Origin of the sequence: Azospirillum sp. RU38E, from assembly GCF_900188385.1 — a bacterium.
GTDB lineage: Bacteria > Pseudomonadota > Alphaproteobacteria > Azospirillales > Azospirillaceae > Niveispirillum.
Window position 1 is genome coordinate 133,675 of the sequence record NZ_FZOI01000014.1, and the last position, 16,514, is coordinate 150,188.

The window sequence follows — 16,514 nt, forward strand, 5'->3', positions numbered from 1 at the left end:
CCATAATGGCCGGGCACCCGTTATCCACGGCTACCCGGCCGAACGAAAACAATCGGAATGGAAACCAAGTTCCCAAAGACAGTTACTTACCCGCAACCACCTTCTGGTAGTAGCTGAGATTGAAGATATCTGCCACCGGCTGGGCTTCCTTCACCGTGCCCAGCTTCACCTGATAATCCTGCACCGTGGCGGTCTGCGCCACGATGGCGTTCGGGTCGGTGGAGAACTGCACCGCCTTGGATGACAGGGCCTTGTCCAGAATGGCACGGTCGATCAGGCCCTTGCCGATGGCGCTTTCCACCGCCTCGATGGCGATCTTGCGGTCAGATTTCAGCACCTCGGTGGCCTTGGCGGTCAGTTCCACCAGCTTCTGGGCAATTTCCGGGTGCTTGGCGGCAAACTCATCCGTCACCGCAACCACATTGCCGGGCTGGTTCTTCAGAATATCGCCGCCATAGGCCAACACCTTCACATCGGGATTGCGCCCGGTGATGATGGTCAGGGCCGGTTCGCGAATGATGGCGCCATCAACCGCACCGGCCAGCAAGGCCTGTTGGGTGGCATCAATGCCCTGCGGCACCAGCTCCACATGGGCCTTGTCCACCTTGGCCACTTCCCACAGCCAATATTGCAGCATGGTGTTGGGCACCGAACCGGCCGGCTGGGTCGCCAGCTTCAGCGGGCGACCCAGCTTCTTGGACAGGGCGGCGATGGCATCCGCCGGGCTGCCCGGCGTTTTGGCCAGGTCGGGACCAGCGGCCACCACCAGTTCTTCCACCGCCGTCGCGGCCACCACCTTGACGCCGATCCCCTTGCCGCGCGCCACGATCACCGGGGCGATGCCGGCGACATAGACATCCAGCGTGCCCGAGGCCAGCGCCTGGATCATGTTCGGCCCGCTGTCAAACTGCTTCAGCTGCAAGTCAAAGCCGTTCTGCTTGTCCCAGCCCTGGCTGTCGATGACGAAGGCCTGGGCGGCCCCCAGCACCGGGATATAGCCCGCCCGCACCACCACCGGATCGGCCGCCTGTGCGGCCCCGACGGAAGCGAGCGAGAGGAAGGCGACAGTCGCGGTGGCGGACAGGCGGCGGACAAAGGACATGGGGTTGATCCCTTATGTGAATGGCGGAGCGGTTGCCCTGGACAGAAGGTTGGCCATTCGCAGAATTTCGTCAATCTTATTTGTTGTTTTCTTAAATTCACACCAACTATGCGTGATTAGTTGAACCAGCACCGGTACCAATTTACAGGAAATCAAAAAACAGGGTTGACAGTGACCCCAGCAACACCAAATGATGGGTTCCAAGGCAGCAATGCCCCATTTTATCCAGCCACCCGCTGGGGGCCCGTCAGGGGTTCTTTCGGTGGGCGGATGGATACGCGGGAATTTGACGAACAGCAGCTTGCGCCGCGTCAACAAACGCTAAAGCGCCACGAAGTCCCTTCGTGGTTTGTCCGCAAACCTTGTTGAAGGAAGGGCTTGGGTCCATGAAGACCAGCATATCCAACCGAAAACCGGCTTCCCCCCGCAAAAACCACCAGCGCTGTTGTTGACGCGTCAACAGACTCTCTCAGCAGCCTTCGGTCCATTTTGATATTTCACACCCGGATGATGTTGTTCATCTGGGCAAGGGGTAAGCCATGTCCATTGCCTATAGCATCGAAACCCGTCAGCGCAGCGCCGGTATCGCCGTTTATGATGAAGGGGCCTATCGCTTCTTCGCTGCCGACAACCAATTCAGCAGCATGGAATCACGCCGTTATGCCAGCGTGGCGGCCGTGGAACGCGCGGCCCGCCTGCTGGAACAGACGGCCAGCCAGCGGCCCGGCAAACGCCGCCAGGACAGCCGGGGGGAGATATTCCGTTCCTGGGGGCTGGCCGCCCCGGCGCGCGAACTGGCCTGACGCTGTGGACCGGCCAGCCGGGATCGGGGGCGGGAACGATCAGTCCCGCCCCTGAAAATACTGGTCCTCGAAATCGGCGATCAGTTCCTTGGCATCGGCAATCAGGGCGCGGATGACCCGCCGGTCGGGCTCCGTGCACAGGGTTTCATTCACCGCTTTGCCCAATTGGGCCGATGCCTGGGCCAGCAGCTTCACGGCCAAACGGTCTTCCAGCTTCATCACCGCCTCGAACAGGGAAACATCGACAGATAGTCGGGTTTAGCCGATCAAGGCCCCCTGTTGCGAGGGTGAAGAAAATTTTCGACAGGTTTGTCGTTTTGGCCGAGGCTTCTTCGTCAGTGGGGGAGAGGGGGCATTCCAGCCCCCTCCCCTGACCAGAGGAGCCGCGACCATGCCCACCTTCATCATGATGCTGCATGAAGACCCCGCCACCTTTGCCGCCATGTCGCCTGACGAAATGCAGGCCATCATCGCGCAATATATGGCCTGGGGACAGAAGATGGAGGCTTCCGGCCGGCTGCGCGGCGGGCAGAAGCTGAAGGATGAAGGCGGACGCCGGCTGACGGCCCGGGATGGCAAGCTGCTGGTGACCGACGGCCCCTTTGCGGAAGCCAAGGATGTCATCGGCGGTTTCTTCATGATTGAAGCCGCCAGTTATGCGGAGGCCGAAGCCCTGATCGCCGACTGCCCGCATCTGCGCTATGGCGAGATTGAGCTGCGCGAAACGGATGAGTGTGGGGCCTGAGCATGGCCCCTGTCGCGCTGCAGCCGGGCGCCTCCACGCCCGGCCCTTTCTTCCCGCCACCCGGCAGCAAAAGGGGTAGTGGACGCATTCATGGCAATGCCACCGATTAGGCTTGCGCGTGCAGCGCAACATCGCGTTCCCTATATCGGCCCGATGCGTCGATGCACGGGCCATCAGCCCAGCCGGGGAGGAGATCAGCGATGCATGTTTCCGTGATCCTGAAAACCAAGGGCTCTACCATCATTACCAGCAAACCGTCCGACACGATCGGCGCCATCGTCCATATCCTGCATGTCAACCGCATCGGCGCGGTAATGATTGTGGATGAGGCGGGGGGGATCGCCGGCATTCTTTCTGAACGCGATGTGGTGCGGGCTCTGGCCGTTCATGGGCCGGCGGCCCTGGAAAAACCGGCCTCTGCGGTGATGACCACCAAGGTGATCAGCTGCGACCCGCGTGACACAGTGGCATCGGTGATGACAAGGATGACGGAAGGCCGTTTCCGTCACATGCCCGTGGTGGATGAGGGACGGCTGACCGGGGTGATTTCCATCGGCGACGTGGTGAAATCCCGTCTGGCCGAATATACACATGAGGTGGAAAGCCTGCGCGATTACGTCGCCGGCCGCGTTTAGTACCCATTGAATGCCCTGAACACCCCCCTGCCCGCGGAAAGACAGGAGGAAACCATGTTCATGAGCCTGACCGGCGCGTTTCGCGGCCGGCAAGGTGCTGTTGTGGCCAACGCCATTCAGACCAATCCCCAGGCGGTGGCAGCGGAAACCCTGGCAGCCCTTGACCGGGGGAGTGCGATCACAGGGCTGACCGCGCCACCAAAGGCGGTACCGGGAACAGAACCGTTCAAATTCCTGGTCTGTGTCGATGGCAGCCCGCAATCCCGCGCCGCCTTGCGCTTTGCCGCCCTGCGGGCCCGCAATACCGGCGGTCTGCTGGCCCTGTTGCATATCAGCGAGCCCATCGATTGCCGGGAATGGATCAGAATCGCCACTGCCATGGAGGAGGAGCAGCGGGCGGAGGCGGAATTGCTGCTGCATGATCTGGCTGGGGAAGTGAATGGCCTGACCGGCCTGTTACCGGAAATCCAGATCCGGCGGGGGCCGATTGGCAGTGAAATCCTGGCGGCTATTCGGGAGGATGGCGACATTCACGCCCTTGTCGTGGGGGCAGCGCCCCCGTCGCAGCGGCGTGGGCAGTTGATCTCCTGGCTGGCTTCCGAGCTGGCGGGCAGCCTGGACATCCCGCTGGTGGTGGTCCCCGGCAACCTCACGGCGCGGCAGATCGACCGGTTGGCCTGAACGCCCCTCAACCCCAATACCAAACCAGAGGCCTCTACTTATAAACGGTGACAATTAGGGGAGGGAAAGCACCTGGAGACAAACTCTCTCTACTCCAGCGTTCGCAGTCGTTTGATTGAGAACAATTGGATACATTTGTATCTATTTTCTCGAACATCAAGCATCCGAGTGTTTACCGAAAAAAAGGATGCGTAAGAAGTCGTTCAAGATACTTGGATTCATCCTCCTCGCGTGTATTCCAGCGTTCGGTGTCCAGCTCTGAACTCAAGAATCGCAAAAGCTCGGCCTGGAAAGCCTCGATGAAATCCGTGCGATTAACAACGGCGGACACCCGCTCCGTCCGCTCATACCGGTCCAGAACGGCAACAAGCAGGCGATGCTCATCAAATTCATGAGCAATCAGCCAAGCCTCGGAGCCTTCCTCATCGACAGCAACTCCAAGCGGGAGGTTGCCATCTTCGACAGCCTTGAGCCAGTCCAGCAATGCCGGCAGCGGATCATAGACCTCTGACAGGGTGATCTGCGTCGTACCTTCACCCAGGCCGAGATCAAGGTCGATCCAGCCATAGTCCGCTTCTTCCTGGGTCAATCGAACAGACACAGGTGCGGTCTGTGCTGTTTCGACCGGTTGGGTGAAGGGTGCCCAATAGGACACCGGACGGAACTGCCAATCCCGACTGCGGCCTGGGCGGAAGGGATCCGACAGTCCGCTGACATCCGTGGCAAGGTACAGATGAAAGGGCGAGACCGGCATCGACAGATCATGACCCATGTACCAGTCCAGCAGGGCACCATGGGAAGCCCAGGCAAAGGGGGCATGATCGAGAACCCGGCTGGTCTGCCCCTGATCGTCGGCAATGGCCGTCACATAGTCACTACGGGCAAGCAGGTCGGAATAGACTGCGGCGTTCAAGGTGAACCTGGTCCAGCGTTGCACCGGTTCCTGGTCGGCAAGACGCAGAGTGCCCAACCCCTCCCGATCCAGCCAGTTCTGAAGCGCGCGGCGGCGATCGGCCACCCGCCAAGCCGGCGTGTCCGGCGCTGGCGGCCGCAGCATGGCCGAGAAGGCCAGCAGCTTCTCGCGCAGTGCCTGATCGCGGCACAGGGACAGCGGCATCACCAAACCCTTGGAAATCATGCTGCCGGAGCGGTCTGCATTGGGTTGCCCAAGGGAAAACAGGCCCGCCTGCCCATCAGCATGACGCAGACGGCTGTAATGTCCACCCGGCTGGACCAGAAGCAGACAAGGCACCAAACCGTCCAGACGTCCTTGCAACGCACCCGCTTCAACGCGGCGAGCTGTCGATGCCCGGGTCGGCACCTGTTCTTCGACCAGACGAGCAATGAGTTCGGCGGCATTCTGGGTCCACGCCGCCGCCGCCGCTTTCCAGGGGCGCAGTGAAGGTGCCGTGCCATTGATTTCACCCGCACCATCGGTGCCGAGCAGATCGAACAGATCCTGCGCCAGCCGGGGCAATTCGCCGACAAGGCGGAGATAATCACCCCGCAGATCAGCCGGAGCCACACGCAGAAACTGGACCTCCTGGTCGGACCAACTCACGCCAGGTGCCTCCGACTGCTGTCGAAGCCAGCAATCCACCGCCCAATTGACGGCGCTGCGCATATCGCTGAACAGCAGACTGACATTGATCCGCTCGCCCCTGAGCATACCGGCGGCTTGTTCAAGACTGCGCCGCGCTGCCGTGCGGGATTGGTCACGTTTCAACTGAGGGCTCATCCGGCCATACTCCTTCCCATCCGCATCGGCGCAAAGCGGTGCGGTAGCCATGCCAGAGCGTTTCAATCCCTGCCAGTGCGACACCATCAACAGCACCACCCCCGACAAGCCGGGCCAATGCCAGCGTCAGCCGCCGCTTGATGGCCAGGATAAGGGGATCTTGCCAAATGGCAGCCTGTTCTGACGACAGGCTTGTCGGCACTGTTCCATAACCCAGCGCCTCGAACCGTTGCCGGGCCAGGGCAAGGTCAATGCCGCCATTGGCTGGGTTTCGCCACAACGGATCGAGATCATCGCCATCAGCGATCCATCCGCACAGCAGGCAGGCCGTACCCGCGGCACTCCCCTCCGGCACCCCCGGATAGCCGCAGCAAGGACAAATAGCGCGTCGCTGCCAGGCATCCGGGTGGCAGGCGAACCACAGCCACCGGGCATGGTATGGCTCGGTCGGCATGGCGAGAGCCGTTGGGGCGGCCCGCGGATGGAGCATCCGCTGGAACAGCGACACAACCGCCACACCATAGGGCCCACGATCAATGACAAGCCGGGTGCCCTGTCGATGGACCAGCCGGCCCGGCCCAAGGGGAAGAACATCGACCCATTGTCCCGGTGCCAGCTCAACCTGATCCGCCAACGCCTCTGCCAGTCCGGTAATGCCGTCCCCCACCAGCCGAAAGATGTCTGTCACCTCTTCGCGCCAGCCCGGTGGCGAGCGACGCCAATTGTTGATGAACGCCAGGGATAAGGCATCGATGCGATCCACCGCCTCCTGCAACGGGGCCGCCAGGGCTGCCGGTGCCACCTCCGCAAAGCGGGATATATGTTGTTTCACATAAGGATGTTCCCAACTGACCGATCGATTCCCCAGATCAACCGTTGTCAGCCATGCCTTTACCGCCGCATCCAGGGCGGCGTTCAGCGTGGCGCATAGACTGGAGATCATGGCCCAATCTGTTTCCGCCAGGCGCGCAGCCCCCTGTCGCCCACGATGGGCTGCCAGCAGCCAATAATAAGCCGGTGCAGCAATGGGCATATCCGGCCCAGGTTCCACCCGTTGGATGCGCGGATTGGGCAAGCGCCACCCTTTGCGGGCATCACCAGGGTTGTTCATGGCAATGTCGGGGACGAAAAACCATCCGCTCAACCCAGGGCGTTCGATCAGGTGACCAATATGGCCATCGGGCAGCCGTACCCAGTCACCGGGCCGCAGGGTAATGTACCGGTCGGCGATCTCATCCTCGACCGTCTTGGACAAGGAACGCAGCACGTCGAGATAGCGGTATTGCCGGGCCAGGCCGGCCGTCAAGGCTGCCCGATCCTCGCCGGGAGGATTCGGAAAGGGCTCCGCGAGAATGGCGGCCTCTGCCGCCCCGACCTCTTCCAGCCGATCCGCCAGGATGGTGCCCCTAATCAAGCGCTGGAAATCATCCAGTCGCTCCTGCATCACCTCACGGGGCAGATACTTCTCCACCAACGGCAATTCCGCGACCAGCCCTCGCAGCAGGAACCATGCCTCCGCCAGCCGTGCCACCGCCTGGTGCCCGGACCAAAGGCCACGCTCCGTTTCGCGCCAAAGGTAGCGATCAATGGCATTGATATGCCCGCCGGCCTTGTCGATGCGCTCCGTGAGTGCTTCAGGTACAGACATCTGCGCCCATCCGGCACCCCTTGCATTCCATTGTATTCTATTGAGGTTATTCTCCCTATAAGAACAACGCTCCGTACCAGCATGGTTGCATCATCACCCGAAATCGGCTACCGAAAAGACAGACCAGAAACTGTGTGCGCACAGATATGGGGTGTCTGTCATTTCAGGTCAGGTAGCCATGGCCGATGGGTCGGATCTGCGTTGGGGGATTGAGCGGCGCCTCGAATTCATCGAGTTCCGCCTGTTCTGGGAGGGGCACGTAAACCGGGCCGACCTGATGGATACGTTTGCCGTTTCGGTGAATCAGGCATCCGCCGATCTGAACCGCTATATCGCCATGGCCCCGCACAACATGGCCTATGACAAGAGCGCGCGCACCTATGTCCGCTGTGCGGCGTTCACGCCCCTGTTTCTGAAGCCTGATGCCAGCCGTTACCTTTCCCAGCTGCGGTCGGTCGCCGATGGTATCCTGGACCGGTCCGATGCCTGGATCGGCCAGTTCCCGGCCTATGAGGCGACGCCGACCCCGGTGCGGGGCGTCAATGCCAAGACCTTACGTTCAGTGGTGGCGGCAATCCGGCGGGCGGAGGCGATTGAGATCAGATACCAGTCCTTATCGCAGCCGGAGCCGCGCTGGCGCTGGATCGCCCCGCACGCCATTGCGTTTGACGGGTTCCGCTGGCACGCGCGGGCCTTCTGCGAAACCGACAAGACATTCAAGGACTTCGTGCTGGGGCGTATCATTGATGTTGGCGCATCGCGCCCCGCCCTGGCGCGGGATGCGGATGATGTCGAATGGCATGATCAGGTCGTGCTGGAAATTGGGGCACACCCTGACCTGTCAGCAATGCAGCAGAAAATCATCGAACTGGATTATGGCATGAGCGATGGCAAGGCCATGGTCCCGGTGCGCAGGGCCCTGCTTTACTATGCGCTGAAACGGCTGGGCCTGGATACGGATCCGGCGGCCCGCAACCCGCAGGATCAGCAGATTATCCTGCTGAATCGGGAAGCGGTCATCAACAACCGAAGCACATCCTGCAACTGACCTCCATTACAAAACCAATCTTCCAGATCGAGCAGACAATTGAACCACGCCGCCCACAACAAGCTAATCTCTTTCATCTGGTCCATCGCTGATGATTGCCTGCGCGATGTTTATGTGCGCGGTAAATACCGTGACGTCATCCTGCCGATGGTCGTGCTGCGCCGCCTGGACACGTTGCTGGAGCCGACGAAGGCCGCCGTCCTGGCCGAGGTTCGCTTCCAGCGCGATGAGATGAAGGCGGGCGACGAGTTGGACGAGGCGCCGCTGACCGAAGCCGCCGGCTATGTCTTCTACAACACCAGCAAATGGACGCTGAAGCAGCTTCACGCCACGGCGACCAACAACCAGCAGATCCTGCTGGCCAATGTTGAGGAATATCTGGATGGTTTCAGCGATAATGTGAAAGAGATCATCGGCCGCTTCAAGCTGCTGGATCAGATGCGGCACATGGCGAACAAGCAGGTGCTGCTGGATGTGCTGGAGAAATTCGTCTCCCCTTACATCAATCTGACACCGCACGACGCCGAAGACCCGGATGGCAATATGATGCCGGGCCTGTCCAATCTGGGCATGGGCTATGTTTTTGAGGAACTGATCCGCAAGTTCAACGAAGAAAATAATGAGGAGGCCGGGGAGCATTTCACCCCGCGTGAGGTGATCCACCTGATGACCCACCTGATCTTCGATCCGATCAGCGGTCAGTTGCCCCCGGTCATGACCATCTATGACCCCGCCTGCGGCAGCGGCGGGATGCTGACCGAAGCGCAGAATTACATCAAGGATCCCGAAGGCCCCATCGCCGCCCGGGGCGACGTGTATCTGTATGGCAAGGAAATCAACGACGAAACCTATGCCATCTGCAAATCGGACATGATGATCAAGGGCAATAACCCTGAAAACATCAAGGTCGGCTCCACCCTGTCCACCGACGAATTTGCCGGTCACCGCTTTGATTTCATGCTGTCCAACCCGCCCTATGGCAAAAGCTGGAAGAGCGAGCAGAAATATATCAAGGACGGCACCGACGTTATCGACCCGCGTTTCCAGGTGGAGCTGACCGATTATTGGGGCAATAAGGAGAAGGTTGACGCCACACCGCGGTCCAGCGACGGGCAATTGCTGTTCCTGATGGAAATGGTCGGCAAAATGAAGCCCACCAGCAGCAGCCCCATCGGGTCGCGCATCGCCTCTGTCCATAATGGGTCCAGCCTGTTTACCGGCGATGCCGGCAGCGGGGAATCCAATATCCGCCGTTTCATCATTGAAAATGATCTGCTGGACACCATCATCCAGCTTCCCAACAACCTGTTCTACAATACCGGCATCACCACCTATATCTGGCTGCTGACCAATGCCAAGCCCGCCGCACGGCGGGGCAAGGTGCAGTTGATCGATGCCAACCTGATGTTCAGCAAGCTGCGTAAGAATCTGGGCGACAAGAATTGCGAATTCTCCCCCCAGGATATTACGGACATCACCGCTGCCTATCTGGCGTTCCAGCCTGTGGAGCGGGCGCTGGATGAAAAGGGTGACCCGACGGGCATCGCGGTGCAGATTTTCGACAATGCCGATTTCGGCTATCACAAGGTCACCATCGAACGGCCCGACCGCCGCCGGGCGCAGTTCAGTGCCGAACGGCTGCAACCGCTGCGCTTCGACAAATCCCTGCGCGAACCGATGGAATATCTGTGGGCCGAGCATGGCGAGAAGGTCTATCAGCCGGGCTTCCTGAAAACCCAGGCCAAGGCCATCCAGGCCTGGTGCGAGGAGCAGGACATCCAGTTGAATGCCAAGCAGCGCGCCAAGCTGATCGATACCGCGCTGTGGCTGCGCCAGCGGGAGCTGATCGGGGTTGGGCACAGTTTAATGAAGGCGATGGGGACCGACGAGGTGACAGATTTCAATCTGTTCCGCGATCAGGTCGGCCAGATGCTGAAGGCCCACAAGATCAAACTGACCCCGACGGAGAAGAATGCCATCCTGAATGCCGTCAGTTGGTACGCCGACGATGCCGAAAAGGTGATCGCCAACATCCAACGCCTGAGCAAAGCGGACCTGACGGAAATCACGGCGCGGCTGGGTTGCCATAAGGACGATCTGGGCGATTTCGGCCTTTATGCCCAGAAGGACGGCACCTGGCTGACCTATGAGAGCAGCAGCGATTTGCGCGACAGCGAGGCGGTGCCGCTGAAAGACAACATCCACCGCTATTACCAGGCGGAGGTGAAACCGCATGTACCCGACGCCTGGATCAGTATGGATTCGGTCAGGATCGGCTATGAGATCAGCTTCAACAAATATTTCTACCGTCACAAGCCGCTGCGCAGCCTGGAGGAGGTGACGCGGGAAATTCTGGCGCTGGAGGAAAAGGCGGATGGCTTGATCGCCGATATTCTGGGGCTGAAGCCTGCCGATCTGTCGGGGGGGATGTGATGATGCGCGCGTCTTATCCTGTTTACGAAAGCTATAAGGACAGCGGCGTTGAGTGGATTGGCAAAATTCCTACACATTGGGAGCTAAGGCGAAGCAAGTATGTTTTCACTCAGCGCAAGGAATTTGCGCGCAAGGACGACGTTCAGCTTTCTGCAACCCAATCCCACGGCGTCATTCCACAGGGGGAATTTGAAGAACTTGTTGGCCGCCGGGTTGTAAAAATCCAGACCAACCTTGAAAAGCGCAAGCATGTTGAAATTGATGACTTTGTCATTAGCATGCGCAGCTTTCAGGGTGGTTTGGAACGGGCCCTCGTCACGGGATGCATTCGCTCTTCATATGTGATTTTACGACAACTCGAGACTATCAATCCGGATTTCTTCGGTTATTTGTTCAAGAGTCCACGCTATGTAGAAGCGCTGCAGTCGACAGGCTGCTTCATCCGTGATGGTCAAGACCTGAACTTTGACAATTTTTCGAGAGTTGATCTCTTTCTGCCGCCAATCGGCGAACAACGCGCCATCGCGGCGTTTCTGGATGAGAAATGCGCCAAGGTGGATGAGGCGGTGCGGATCAAGGAAGAGCAGATTGCCCTTCTGCGTGAGCGGCGGCAAATCCTGATCCAGCAGGCCGTCACCCGCGGCCTTAACCCCAACGCCCCGATGAAGGACAGCGGCATCGACTGGATCGGCCAAATTCCTGCGCATTGGGAGGTGCGGCGGGGTAAGCATCTTTTTCGGGAAGTGAATGAGAGATCCGATGAAGGCACAGAGGAGCTTTTGTCTGTTTCTCACATGACGGGCGTGACATCGCGTTCTGAAAAGAATGTCAGCATGTTCATGGCTGAAGACTATTCGGGTTCAAAGCTCTGCCAACCCGGTGACGTCGTAATTAACACCATGTGGGCTTGGATGGGAGCGCTGGGTGTATCGGATTTGACTGGTATCGTAAGCCCTTCATACGGAGTCTACCGGCCAAGGCAAGGGATTTCCCTTAACCGGCGTTTCGTAGAATTTATGCTGCGTACGACGCCTTTCATTGAACAGTACAATAGAATTTCGACAGGGTTGCATTCTTCTCGCCTGCGGCTTTACCCGCACATGTTCCTGGGACTGCCAATGGTAATTCCTTCACGCGAAGAACAAGACATAATAGCTGAGAATATTGAGAATGATGTTAAAAAAATTGCCGATGCCATCACCATCAAAGAATCCCAAATCACCGCCCTCAAGGAATACAGAACAACCCTGATCAACGCCGCCGTCACCGGCAAGATCAAGGTGGCATAAGGGGACATCATGGTCAGCAATACCAAGGAAGTCGCACTGGAACAGGCGATCCAGCGTCACCTGACGGGCCTGACGGTTGAAGATCTGGCCGGCCAGCCCGCCCCCGCTGGCCATGGTCCCTTCCGCCTGGGTCTTCCCGGTGATTTCAATGCGGATTATGCGCTGGACACGCGGCTGTTCTGGGAATTCCTGGAAACCACCCAGGGCACGGCGCTGGCCAAGCTGCGCGACCGCAATCCCGGCGATTGGCAGCGCAAGATCCTGGAACGGTTTGACCGGCTGATCAAACGGCACGGGGTGCTGCACCTGCTGAAAAAGGGTCTGGCCGTCGATGACGCCTTTTTCACCCTGCTGTACCCGGCCCCCCTGGCCAGTTCCGCCGCCAGGGTGCATGAGAATTTCGCCGCCAATATCTTCAGCGTCACCCGGCAGGTGCGCTATTCGCGCAGCAATCCGGGCGAAGAAATTGACATGGTGTTGTTCGTCAACGGGTTGCCGTTGATCACCATCGAGCTGAAAAACCCCTGGACCGGCCAGACCGCCCGCTATCACGGGCAAAAACAATATCGGGATGGCCGTGACACCAGCCAGCCCTTGCTGCAATTCGGCCGCGCCCTGGTGCATATGGCGGTGGACACCGACGAGGTGTTCATGACCACCAAGCTGGACGGTGCCGCAACCTTCTTCCTGCCCTTCAACAAGGGCCATAATGAGGGCGAGGGCAACCCGCCCAACCCCAATGGCCACAAAACCGCCTATCTGTGGGAAGAGGTGTTCAGCAAGGAAAGCTTGGCCGGCATCATCCAGCATTTTGTGCTGCTGGAGGGCAAGCCGGCCGACCCGCTGGCCAAGAAATCAATGATCTTCCCGCGCTATCACCAGTTGGAGGTCGTGCGCCGCCTGCTGTCCCATGCCGCCAGCACGGGGGTTGGGCATAGCTATCTGATCCAGCATTCGGCGGGTTCGGGCAAATCCAACTCCATCACCTGGACCGCGTATCAGTTGATTGAGACCTATCCGGCGGCGGCGGCCATTCCTGGGGCGAAGGGGCTGGATCAGCCCTTGTTCGACAGTGTCATCGTCGTCACCGACCGGCGGTTGCTGGACAAGCAGTTGCGGGAAAACATCAAGGATTTCTCCGAGGTCAAGAACATCGTCGCACCCGCCCTGCGCGCCGCCGACCTGAAAGCGGCGCTGGAGAATGGCAAGAAGATCATCATCACGACGATCCAGAAATTCCCCTTCATCATTGAGGGTATCGCCGACCTGAGCGACAAGCGGTTCGCCGTGATCATCGACGAGGCGCATAGCGGCCAGAGCGGCAGCGCCCACGACAATATGAACCGCGCCATGGGGGCCGGTGACGCGGAACCGGAGGACGAGGATCCGCAGGACCGTATCCTGGCGGCGATGCAGTCCCGCAAGATGCGGGGCAATGCCTCCTACTTCGCCTTCACCGCCACGCCGAAGAACACGACGCTGGAGAAATTCGGCGAGCGTCAGCCCGATGGCAGCTTCAAACCTTTCCACCTGTACAGCATGAAGCAGGCCATCGAGGAAGGCTTCATCCTGAACGTGCTGGCGAATTACACCACCTATAAAAGCTATTACGAGATCCAGAAATCCATCACGGATAACCCGCTGTTCGACACCAAGAAGGCGCAGAAGAAGCTGCGGGCCTATGTTGAACGCAGCCAGCAGACGATCAATACCAAAGCCGAAATCATGCTCGACCATTTTATCGAGCAGGTCGTGACGCCCAAGAAGCTGCGCGGCAAGGCCAAGGGGATGATCGTTACGCAGAATATCGAATCCGCGATCCGGTATTACAAGGCGATCAGCCGGTTGTTGGCGGGGCTGGGCCATCCATTCAAGGCGCTGATCGCCTTTTCCGGGGAAAAGGAGGTCGATGGCCATCCCTATACCGAAGCCGAGTTGAACGGCTTTCCCGAAACAGAAACGCGGGACCAGTTCGACAAGGAGGAATACCGGCTGCTGGTAGTGGCCAATAAATACCTGACCGGGTTCGACCAGCCCAAGCTGACCACCATGTATGTCGACAAGAAGCTGCAGCATGTTCTGGCGGTTCAGGCCCTGTCGCGCCTTAACCGCTCGGCCCCGAAGCTGGGCAAACGGACAGAGGATCTGTTCATCCTCGATTTTTTCAATGATGTGGCCGACATCAAGGCCGCCTTCGACCCGTTCTATACCGTCACCACGCTGTCCGCGGCCACAGATGTCAATGTTCTGCACGAACTGAAAGGGTCGTTGGACGAGGTGGGGGTTTATGAATGGCAAGAGGTGGAGGAATTCGTCATCCGCTATTTCGCGAGAGAAGATGCCCAGACGCTCAGCCCGCTGATCGACGCCGCCGCAGACCGGTTTAACGAAGAACTGGGATTGCCGGAAAAGGACAAGATCGACTTCAAGATCAAGGCGCGGCAGTTCGTAAAAATCTACGGCCAAATGGCATCGATCATGCCATTTGAAGTGATCGATTGGGAAAAGCTGTTCTGGTTCCTGAAGTTCCTGGTCCCGAAGCTCAATATCCTGGATCCTGACCAGGATATGCTCGACGAGCTGCTGGAATCAGTCGATTTGTCGTCCTATGGGCTGGAGCGGACCAAGCTCAACCACACGATCGACCTGGACGCCGCACCAACGGAACTTGACCCGCAGAACCCCAATCCGCGCGGCTACCGGGACGGGGAGCCGGAACGCGACGAGCTGGACGAGATCATCCGCAGTTTCAATGAGCGCTGGTTCCAGGGGTGGAGTGCCACACCGGAAGAACAACGGGTGAAGTTTATCAATGTGATCAACTCTATCCGGGCACATCCGGACTATACTGAAAAATATGCGGAAAATGCCGATCCCTATAATCGGGAACTGGCTTTGGAGCGGATCCTGCAAGACGTGATGCTGAAGCGCCGGAAGGAAGAGCTGGAGCTTTACAAGCTGTATGCATCAGACCCCGCCTTCAAGGCCGCCTGGAGCCAGAGTATCGAAAAAGTGCTCAAACAAGGCCCTCCCGCCTGGAACGCCGCCTGATGGCGGTGCCAGCCGGCGGGCAGTTGGGTTGACGTGACGGATAAACGGGATTTTTCGAGATGGCGCTTAACTTATCAAAGCTGACTGTGGAGCTTTTGCGGACAAACCCGGAGCGCCGCTTCTCCGCCAGGCAGATTGCGGAAGCCATCTTCGAAGCCCATCCCGCGGAATGTCAGGCCAAGAAGGCCAAGAGTGTCAAAATTGAAACCGACACCGACCTGATCCAGCAGCTTGTCGCCGAGATCGGTTCTAAACGGCCCGATTTTCAAAGAAAATTTCCGCAGGTCAAAACAACGGAAGGGCGACCCCGCCTATTCTACTGGACGGAGAAACCAGACACCCAAGAGGTCGCCGAGGCAGAACAAATCAGCACGATGCCAGCAGCAGCCTTGGCAACCCCGCCCCTGCGGGAGGTCGATCTTTATCCGCTTTTGTCGCAGTTTTTGCTGTCAGAGCATGGCGTTTATTCAAAACGGATCGACGAGAAACGGGCCTCCAACCGGCAGGGCCCCGGCGGCAACAAGTGGCTTTACCCCGATATTGTGGGGATGGAAGACCTGACAGCGGACTGGCACCCGGAGATCAAGGGGGCTGTCAGTGAATATGCCGACCAGAAGGTCAAGCTATGGTCGTTCGAGGTGAAGCTGTTGCTCAACAGGTCGAATGTGCGGGAGGCCTTTTTTCAGGCTGTGTCAAATTCGTCCTGGGCTAATCTCGGCTATCTTGCCGTTGCCGAAATTGAGGGAACCGAAACGATGAAAGAGCTGCGTATGCTCTTCTCATTGCACGGAATCGGCCTCATCCAGATCACACCGCAGAACCCGGCCGAAAGCCAGATTTTGATCCCCGCCCGTGAACGGGCCTCAGTGGATTGGGCGAATTGCAATCGCTTGGCTAAGGAAAACAAGGACTTCCTGGAGTTCGTCAAACTTGTCCGCCAGTTTCATCAAACCGGTGATCCGCGTGTGCGGGATTGGGACGCAGTGCCCGTCCTCACCGATTGATCAGCCGATCGTCAGCAGCACCCGCAAGTTCTGCTCGCCACGGGCAAACTCTGCGGTCCACATGACCATGCCATTTATGGTCTGACGGCTTAATGCCAGCGTGAAACCGGCAATGCCGCGGGCCTCGGCTGCATAGAAATCGGAAAGATCAAATTGGGCGGAGCGGGCCAGCGTGGGGGCGATCTGGTCGACGGCGTAAATAGCGATTTCCGTCAACGTACCCGTCTCATTTACGGAAATATTTTCTCCGAATACATCTTCAACATTTTTCTTTTTGAACCTCACGCTCATCTTACCCTCCGTGTTTAATAATTTAACGCAGACATGAACGCTCTTA

14 protein-coding genes are annotated in these 16,514 nt (G+C 58.8%); 9 read left to right on the forward strand and 5 right to left on the reverse strand.

Annotated elements, in window-relative coordinates:
• Positions 1-82: 82 nt before the first annotated feature.
• Complete coding sequence (locus CHB97_RS19630) at positions 83-1,102, reverse strand: ABC transporter substrate-binding protein (RefSeq protein ID WP_089289699.1); 1,020 nt, start codon at positions 1,100-1,102, stop codon at positions 83-85.
• A gap of 539 nt (positions 1,103-1,641) precedes the next feature.
• On the opposite strand from CHB97_RS19630, the gene CHB97_RS19635 reads away from it, so the two are divergent.
• Positions 1,642-1,905, forward strand: coding sequence for a hypothetical protein (locus CHB97_RS19635; RefSeq protein ID WP_089289700.1), 264 nt, complete (start codon positions 1,642-1,644; stop codon positions 1,903-1,905).
• A gap of 39 nt (positions 1,906-1,944) precedes the next feature.
• Here CHB97_RS19635 and CHB97_RS19640 read toward each other — a convergent pair whose 3' ends face one another.
• Positions 1,945-2,124, reverse strand: a complete 180-nt coding sequence (locus CHB97_RS19640) for a hypothetical protein (RefSeq protein ID WP_089289701.1) — start codon at positions 2,122-2,124, stop codon at positions 1,945-1,947.
• Between the two features lie 172 nt (positions 2,125-2,296).
• Between CHB97_RS19640 and CHB97_RS19645 the strand changes: the two genes are divergently transcribed.
• The 3 genes from CHB97_RS19645 to CHB97_RS19655 all read left to right on the forward strand — a co-directional run bounded on the left by CHB97_RS19645 (position 2,297) and on the right by CHB97_RS19655 (position 3,966).
• Positions 2,297-2,650, forward strand: a complete 354-nt coding sequence (locus CHB97_RS19645) for a YciI family protein (RefSeq protein WP_089289702.1) — start codon at positions 2,297-2,299, stop codon at positions 2,648-2,650.
• Between the two features lie 200 nt (positions 2,651-2,850).
• A complete protein-coding gene (locus tag CHB97_RS19650) occupies positions 2,851-3,285 on the forward strand; it encodes a CBS domain-containing protein (RefSeq protein WP_089289703.1) in 435 nt (144 codons plus the stop codon).
• A 54-nt stretch (positions 3,286-3,339) separates the two neighbouring features.
• Positions 3,340-3,966, forward strand: coding sequence for a universal stress protein (locus CHB97_RS19655; protein ID WP_089289704.1), 627 nt, complete (start codon positions 3,340-3,342; stop codon positions 3,964-3,966).
• A gap of 172 nt (positions 3,967-4,138) precedes the next feature.
• On the opposite strand, the gene CHB97_RS19660 is transcribed toward CHB97_RS19655, so the two are convergent.
• Both CHB97_RS19660 and CHB97_RS19665 read right to left on the reverse strand, forming a co-directional pair.
• The gene (locus tag CHB97_RS19660) at positions 4,139-5,704 is read right to left on the reverse strand and encodes a hypothetical protein (RefSeq protein WP_143271060.1); all 1,566 of its coding nucleotides are present in this window, start codon (positions 5,702-5,704) and stop codon (positions 4,139-4,141) included.
• Complete coding sequence (locus CHB97_RS19665; RefSeq protein ID WP_089289706.1) at positions 5,682-7,352, reverse strand: CPCC family cysteine-rich protein; 1,671 nt, start codon at positions 7,350-7,352, stop codon at positions 5,682-5,684. The genes CHB97_RS19660 and CHB97_RS19665 overlap by 23 nt, the downstream gene beginning before the upstream one ends.
• A gap of 178 nt (positions 7,353-7,530) precedes the next feature.
• Between CHB97_RS19665 and CHB97_RS19670 the strand changes: the two genes are divergently transcribed.
• The 5 genes from CHB97_RS19670 to CHB97_RS19690 are packed head-to-tail and all read left to right on the forward strand — an operon-like array spanning position 7,531 to position 16,177.
• Entirely contained in the window at positions 7,531-8,400 is an 870-nt protein-coding gene (locus tag CHB97_RS19670; RefSeq protein ID WP_089289707.1) for a WYL domain-containing protein, read from the forward strand.
• A gap of 39 nt (positions 8,401-8,439) precedes the next feature.
• Positions 8,440-10,833, forward strand: coding sequence for a class I SAM-dependent DNA methyltransferase (locus CHB97_RS19675; RefSeq protein WP_089289708.1), 2,394 nt, complete (start codon positions 8,440-8,442; stop codon positions 10,831-10,833).
• Positions 10,833-12,122, forward strand: coding sequence for a restriction endonuclease subunit S (locus CHB97_RS19680; RefSeq protein WP_089289709.1), 1,290 nt, complete (start codon positions 10,833-10,835; stop codon positions 12,120-12,122). Before CHB97_RS19675 ends, CHB97_RS19680 begins: the two co-directional genes overlap by 1 nt.
• 9 nt (positions 12,123-12,131) lie before the next feature.
• Complete coding sequence (locus CHB97_RS19685; protein WP_089289710.1) at positions 12,132-15,173, forward strand: type I restriction endonuclease subunit R; 3,042 nt, start codon at positions 12,132-12,134, stop codon at positions 15,171-15,173.
• A gap of 59 nt (positions 15,174-15,232) precedes the next feature.
• Positions 15,233-16,177, forward strand: a complete 945-nt coding sequence (locus tag CHB97_RS19690; protein WP_089289711.1) for a COG2958 family protein — start codon at positions 15,233-15,235, stop codon at positions 16,175-16,177.
• On the opposite strand, the gene CHB97_RS19695 is transcribed toward CHB97_RS19690, so the two are convergent.
• Entirely contained in the window at positions 16,178-16,468 is a 291-nt protein-coding gene (locus CHB97_RS19695) for a hypothetical protein (protein WP_089289712.1), read from the reverse strand.
• Between the last annotated feature and the right edge of the window lie 46 nt (positions 16,469-16,514).

Bases quoted from the DNA above. Each gene is read 5' to 3' on its own strand.
- CHB97_RS19630 (WP_089289699.1), bottom strand. From the start codon at position 1,102: ATGTCCTTTGTCCGCCGCCTGTCCGCCACCGCGACTGTCGCCTTCCTC.
- CHB97_RS19635 (WP_089289700.1), top strand. From the start codon at position 1,642: ATGTCCATTGCCTATAGCATCGAAACCCGTCAGCGCAGCGCCGGTATC.
- CHB97_RS19640 (WP_089289701.1), bottom strand. From the start codon at position 2,124: ATGAAGCTGGAAGACCGTTTGGCCGTGAAGCTGCTGGCCCAGGCATCG.
- CHB97_RS19645 (WP_089289702.1), top strand. From the start codon at position 2,297: ATGCCCACCTTCATCATGATGCTGCATGAAGACCCCGCCACCTTTGCC.
- CHB97_RS19650 (WP_089289703.1), top strand. From the start codon at position 2,851: ATGCATGTTTCCGTGATCCTGAAAACCAAGGGCTCTACCATCATTACC.
- CHB97_RS19655 (WP_089289704.1), top strand. From the start codon at position 3,340: ATGTTCATGAGCCTGACCGGCGCGTTTCGCGGCCGGCAAGGTGCTGTT.
- CHB97_RS19660 (WP_143271060.1), bottom strand. From the start codon at position 5,704: ATGAGCCCTCAGTTGAAACGTGACCAATCCCGCACGGCAGCGCGGCGC.
- CHB97_RS19665 (WP_089289706.1), bottom strand. From the start codon at position 7,352: ATGTCTGTACCTGAAGCACTCACGGAGCGCATCGACAAGGCCGGCGGG.
- CHB97_RS19670 (WP_089289707.1), top strand. From the start codon at position 7,531: ATGGCCGATGGGTCGGATCTGCGTTGGGGGATTGAGCGGCGCCTCGAA.
- CHB97_RS19680 (WP_089289709.1), top strand. From the start codon at position 10,833: ATGATGCGCGCGTCTTATCCTGTTTACGAAAGCTATAAGGACAGCGGC.
- CHB97_RS19685 (WP_089289710.1), top strand. From the start codon at position 12,132: ATGGTCAGCAATACCAAGGAAGTCGCACTGGAACAGGCGATCCAGCGT.
- CHB97_RS19690 (WP_089289711.1), top strand. From the start codon at position 15,233: ATGGCGCTTAACTTATCAAAGCTGACTGTGGAGCTTTTGCGGACAAAC.
- CHB97_RS19695 (WP_089289712.1), bottom strand. From the start codon at position 16,468: ATGAGCGTGAGGTTCAAAAAGAAAAATGTTGAAGATGTATTCGGAGAA.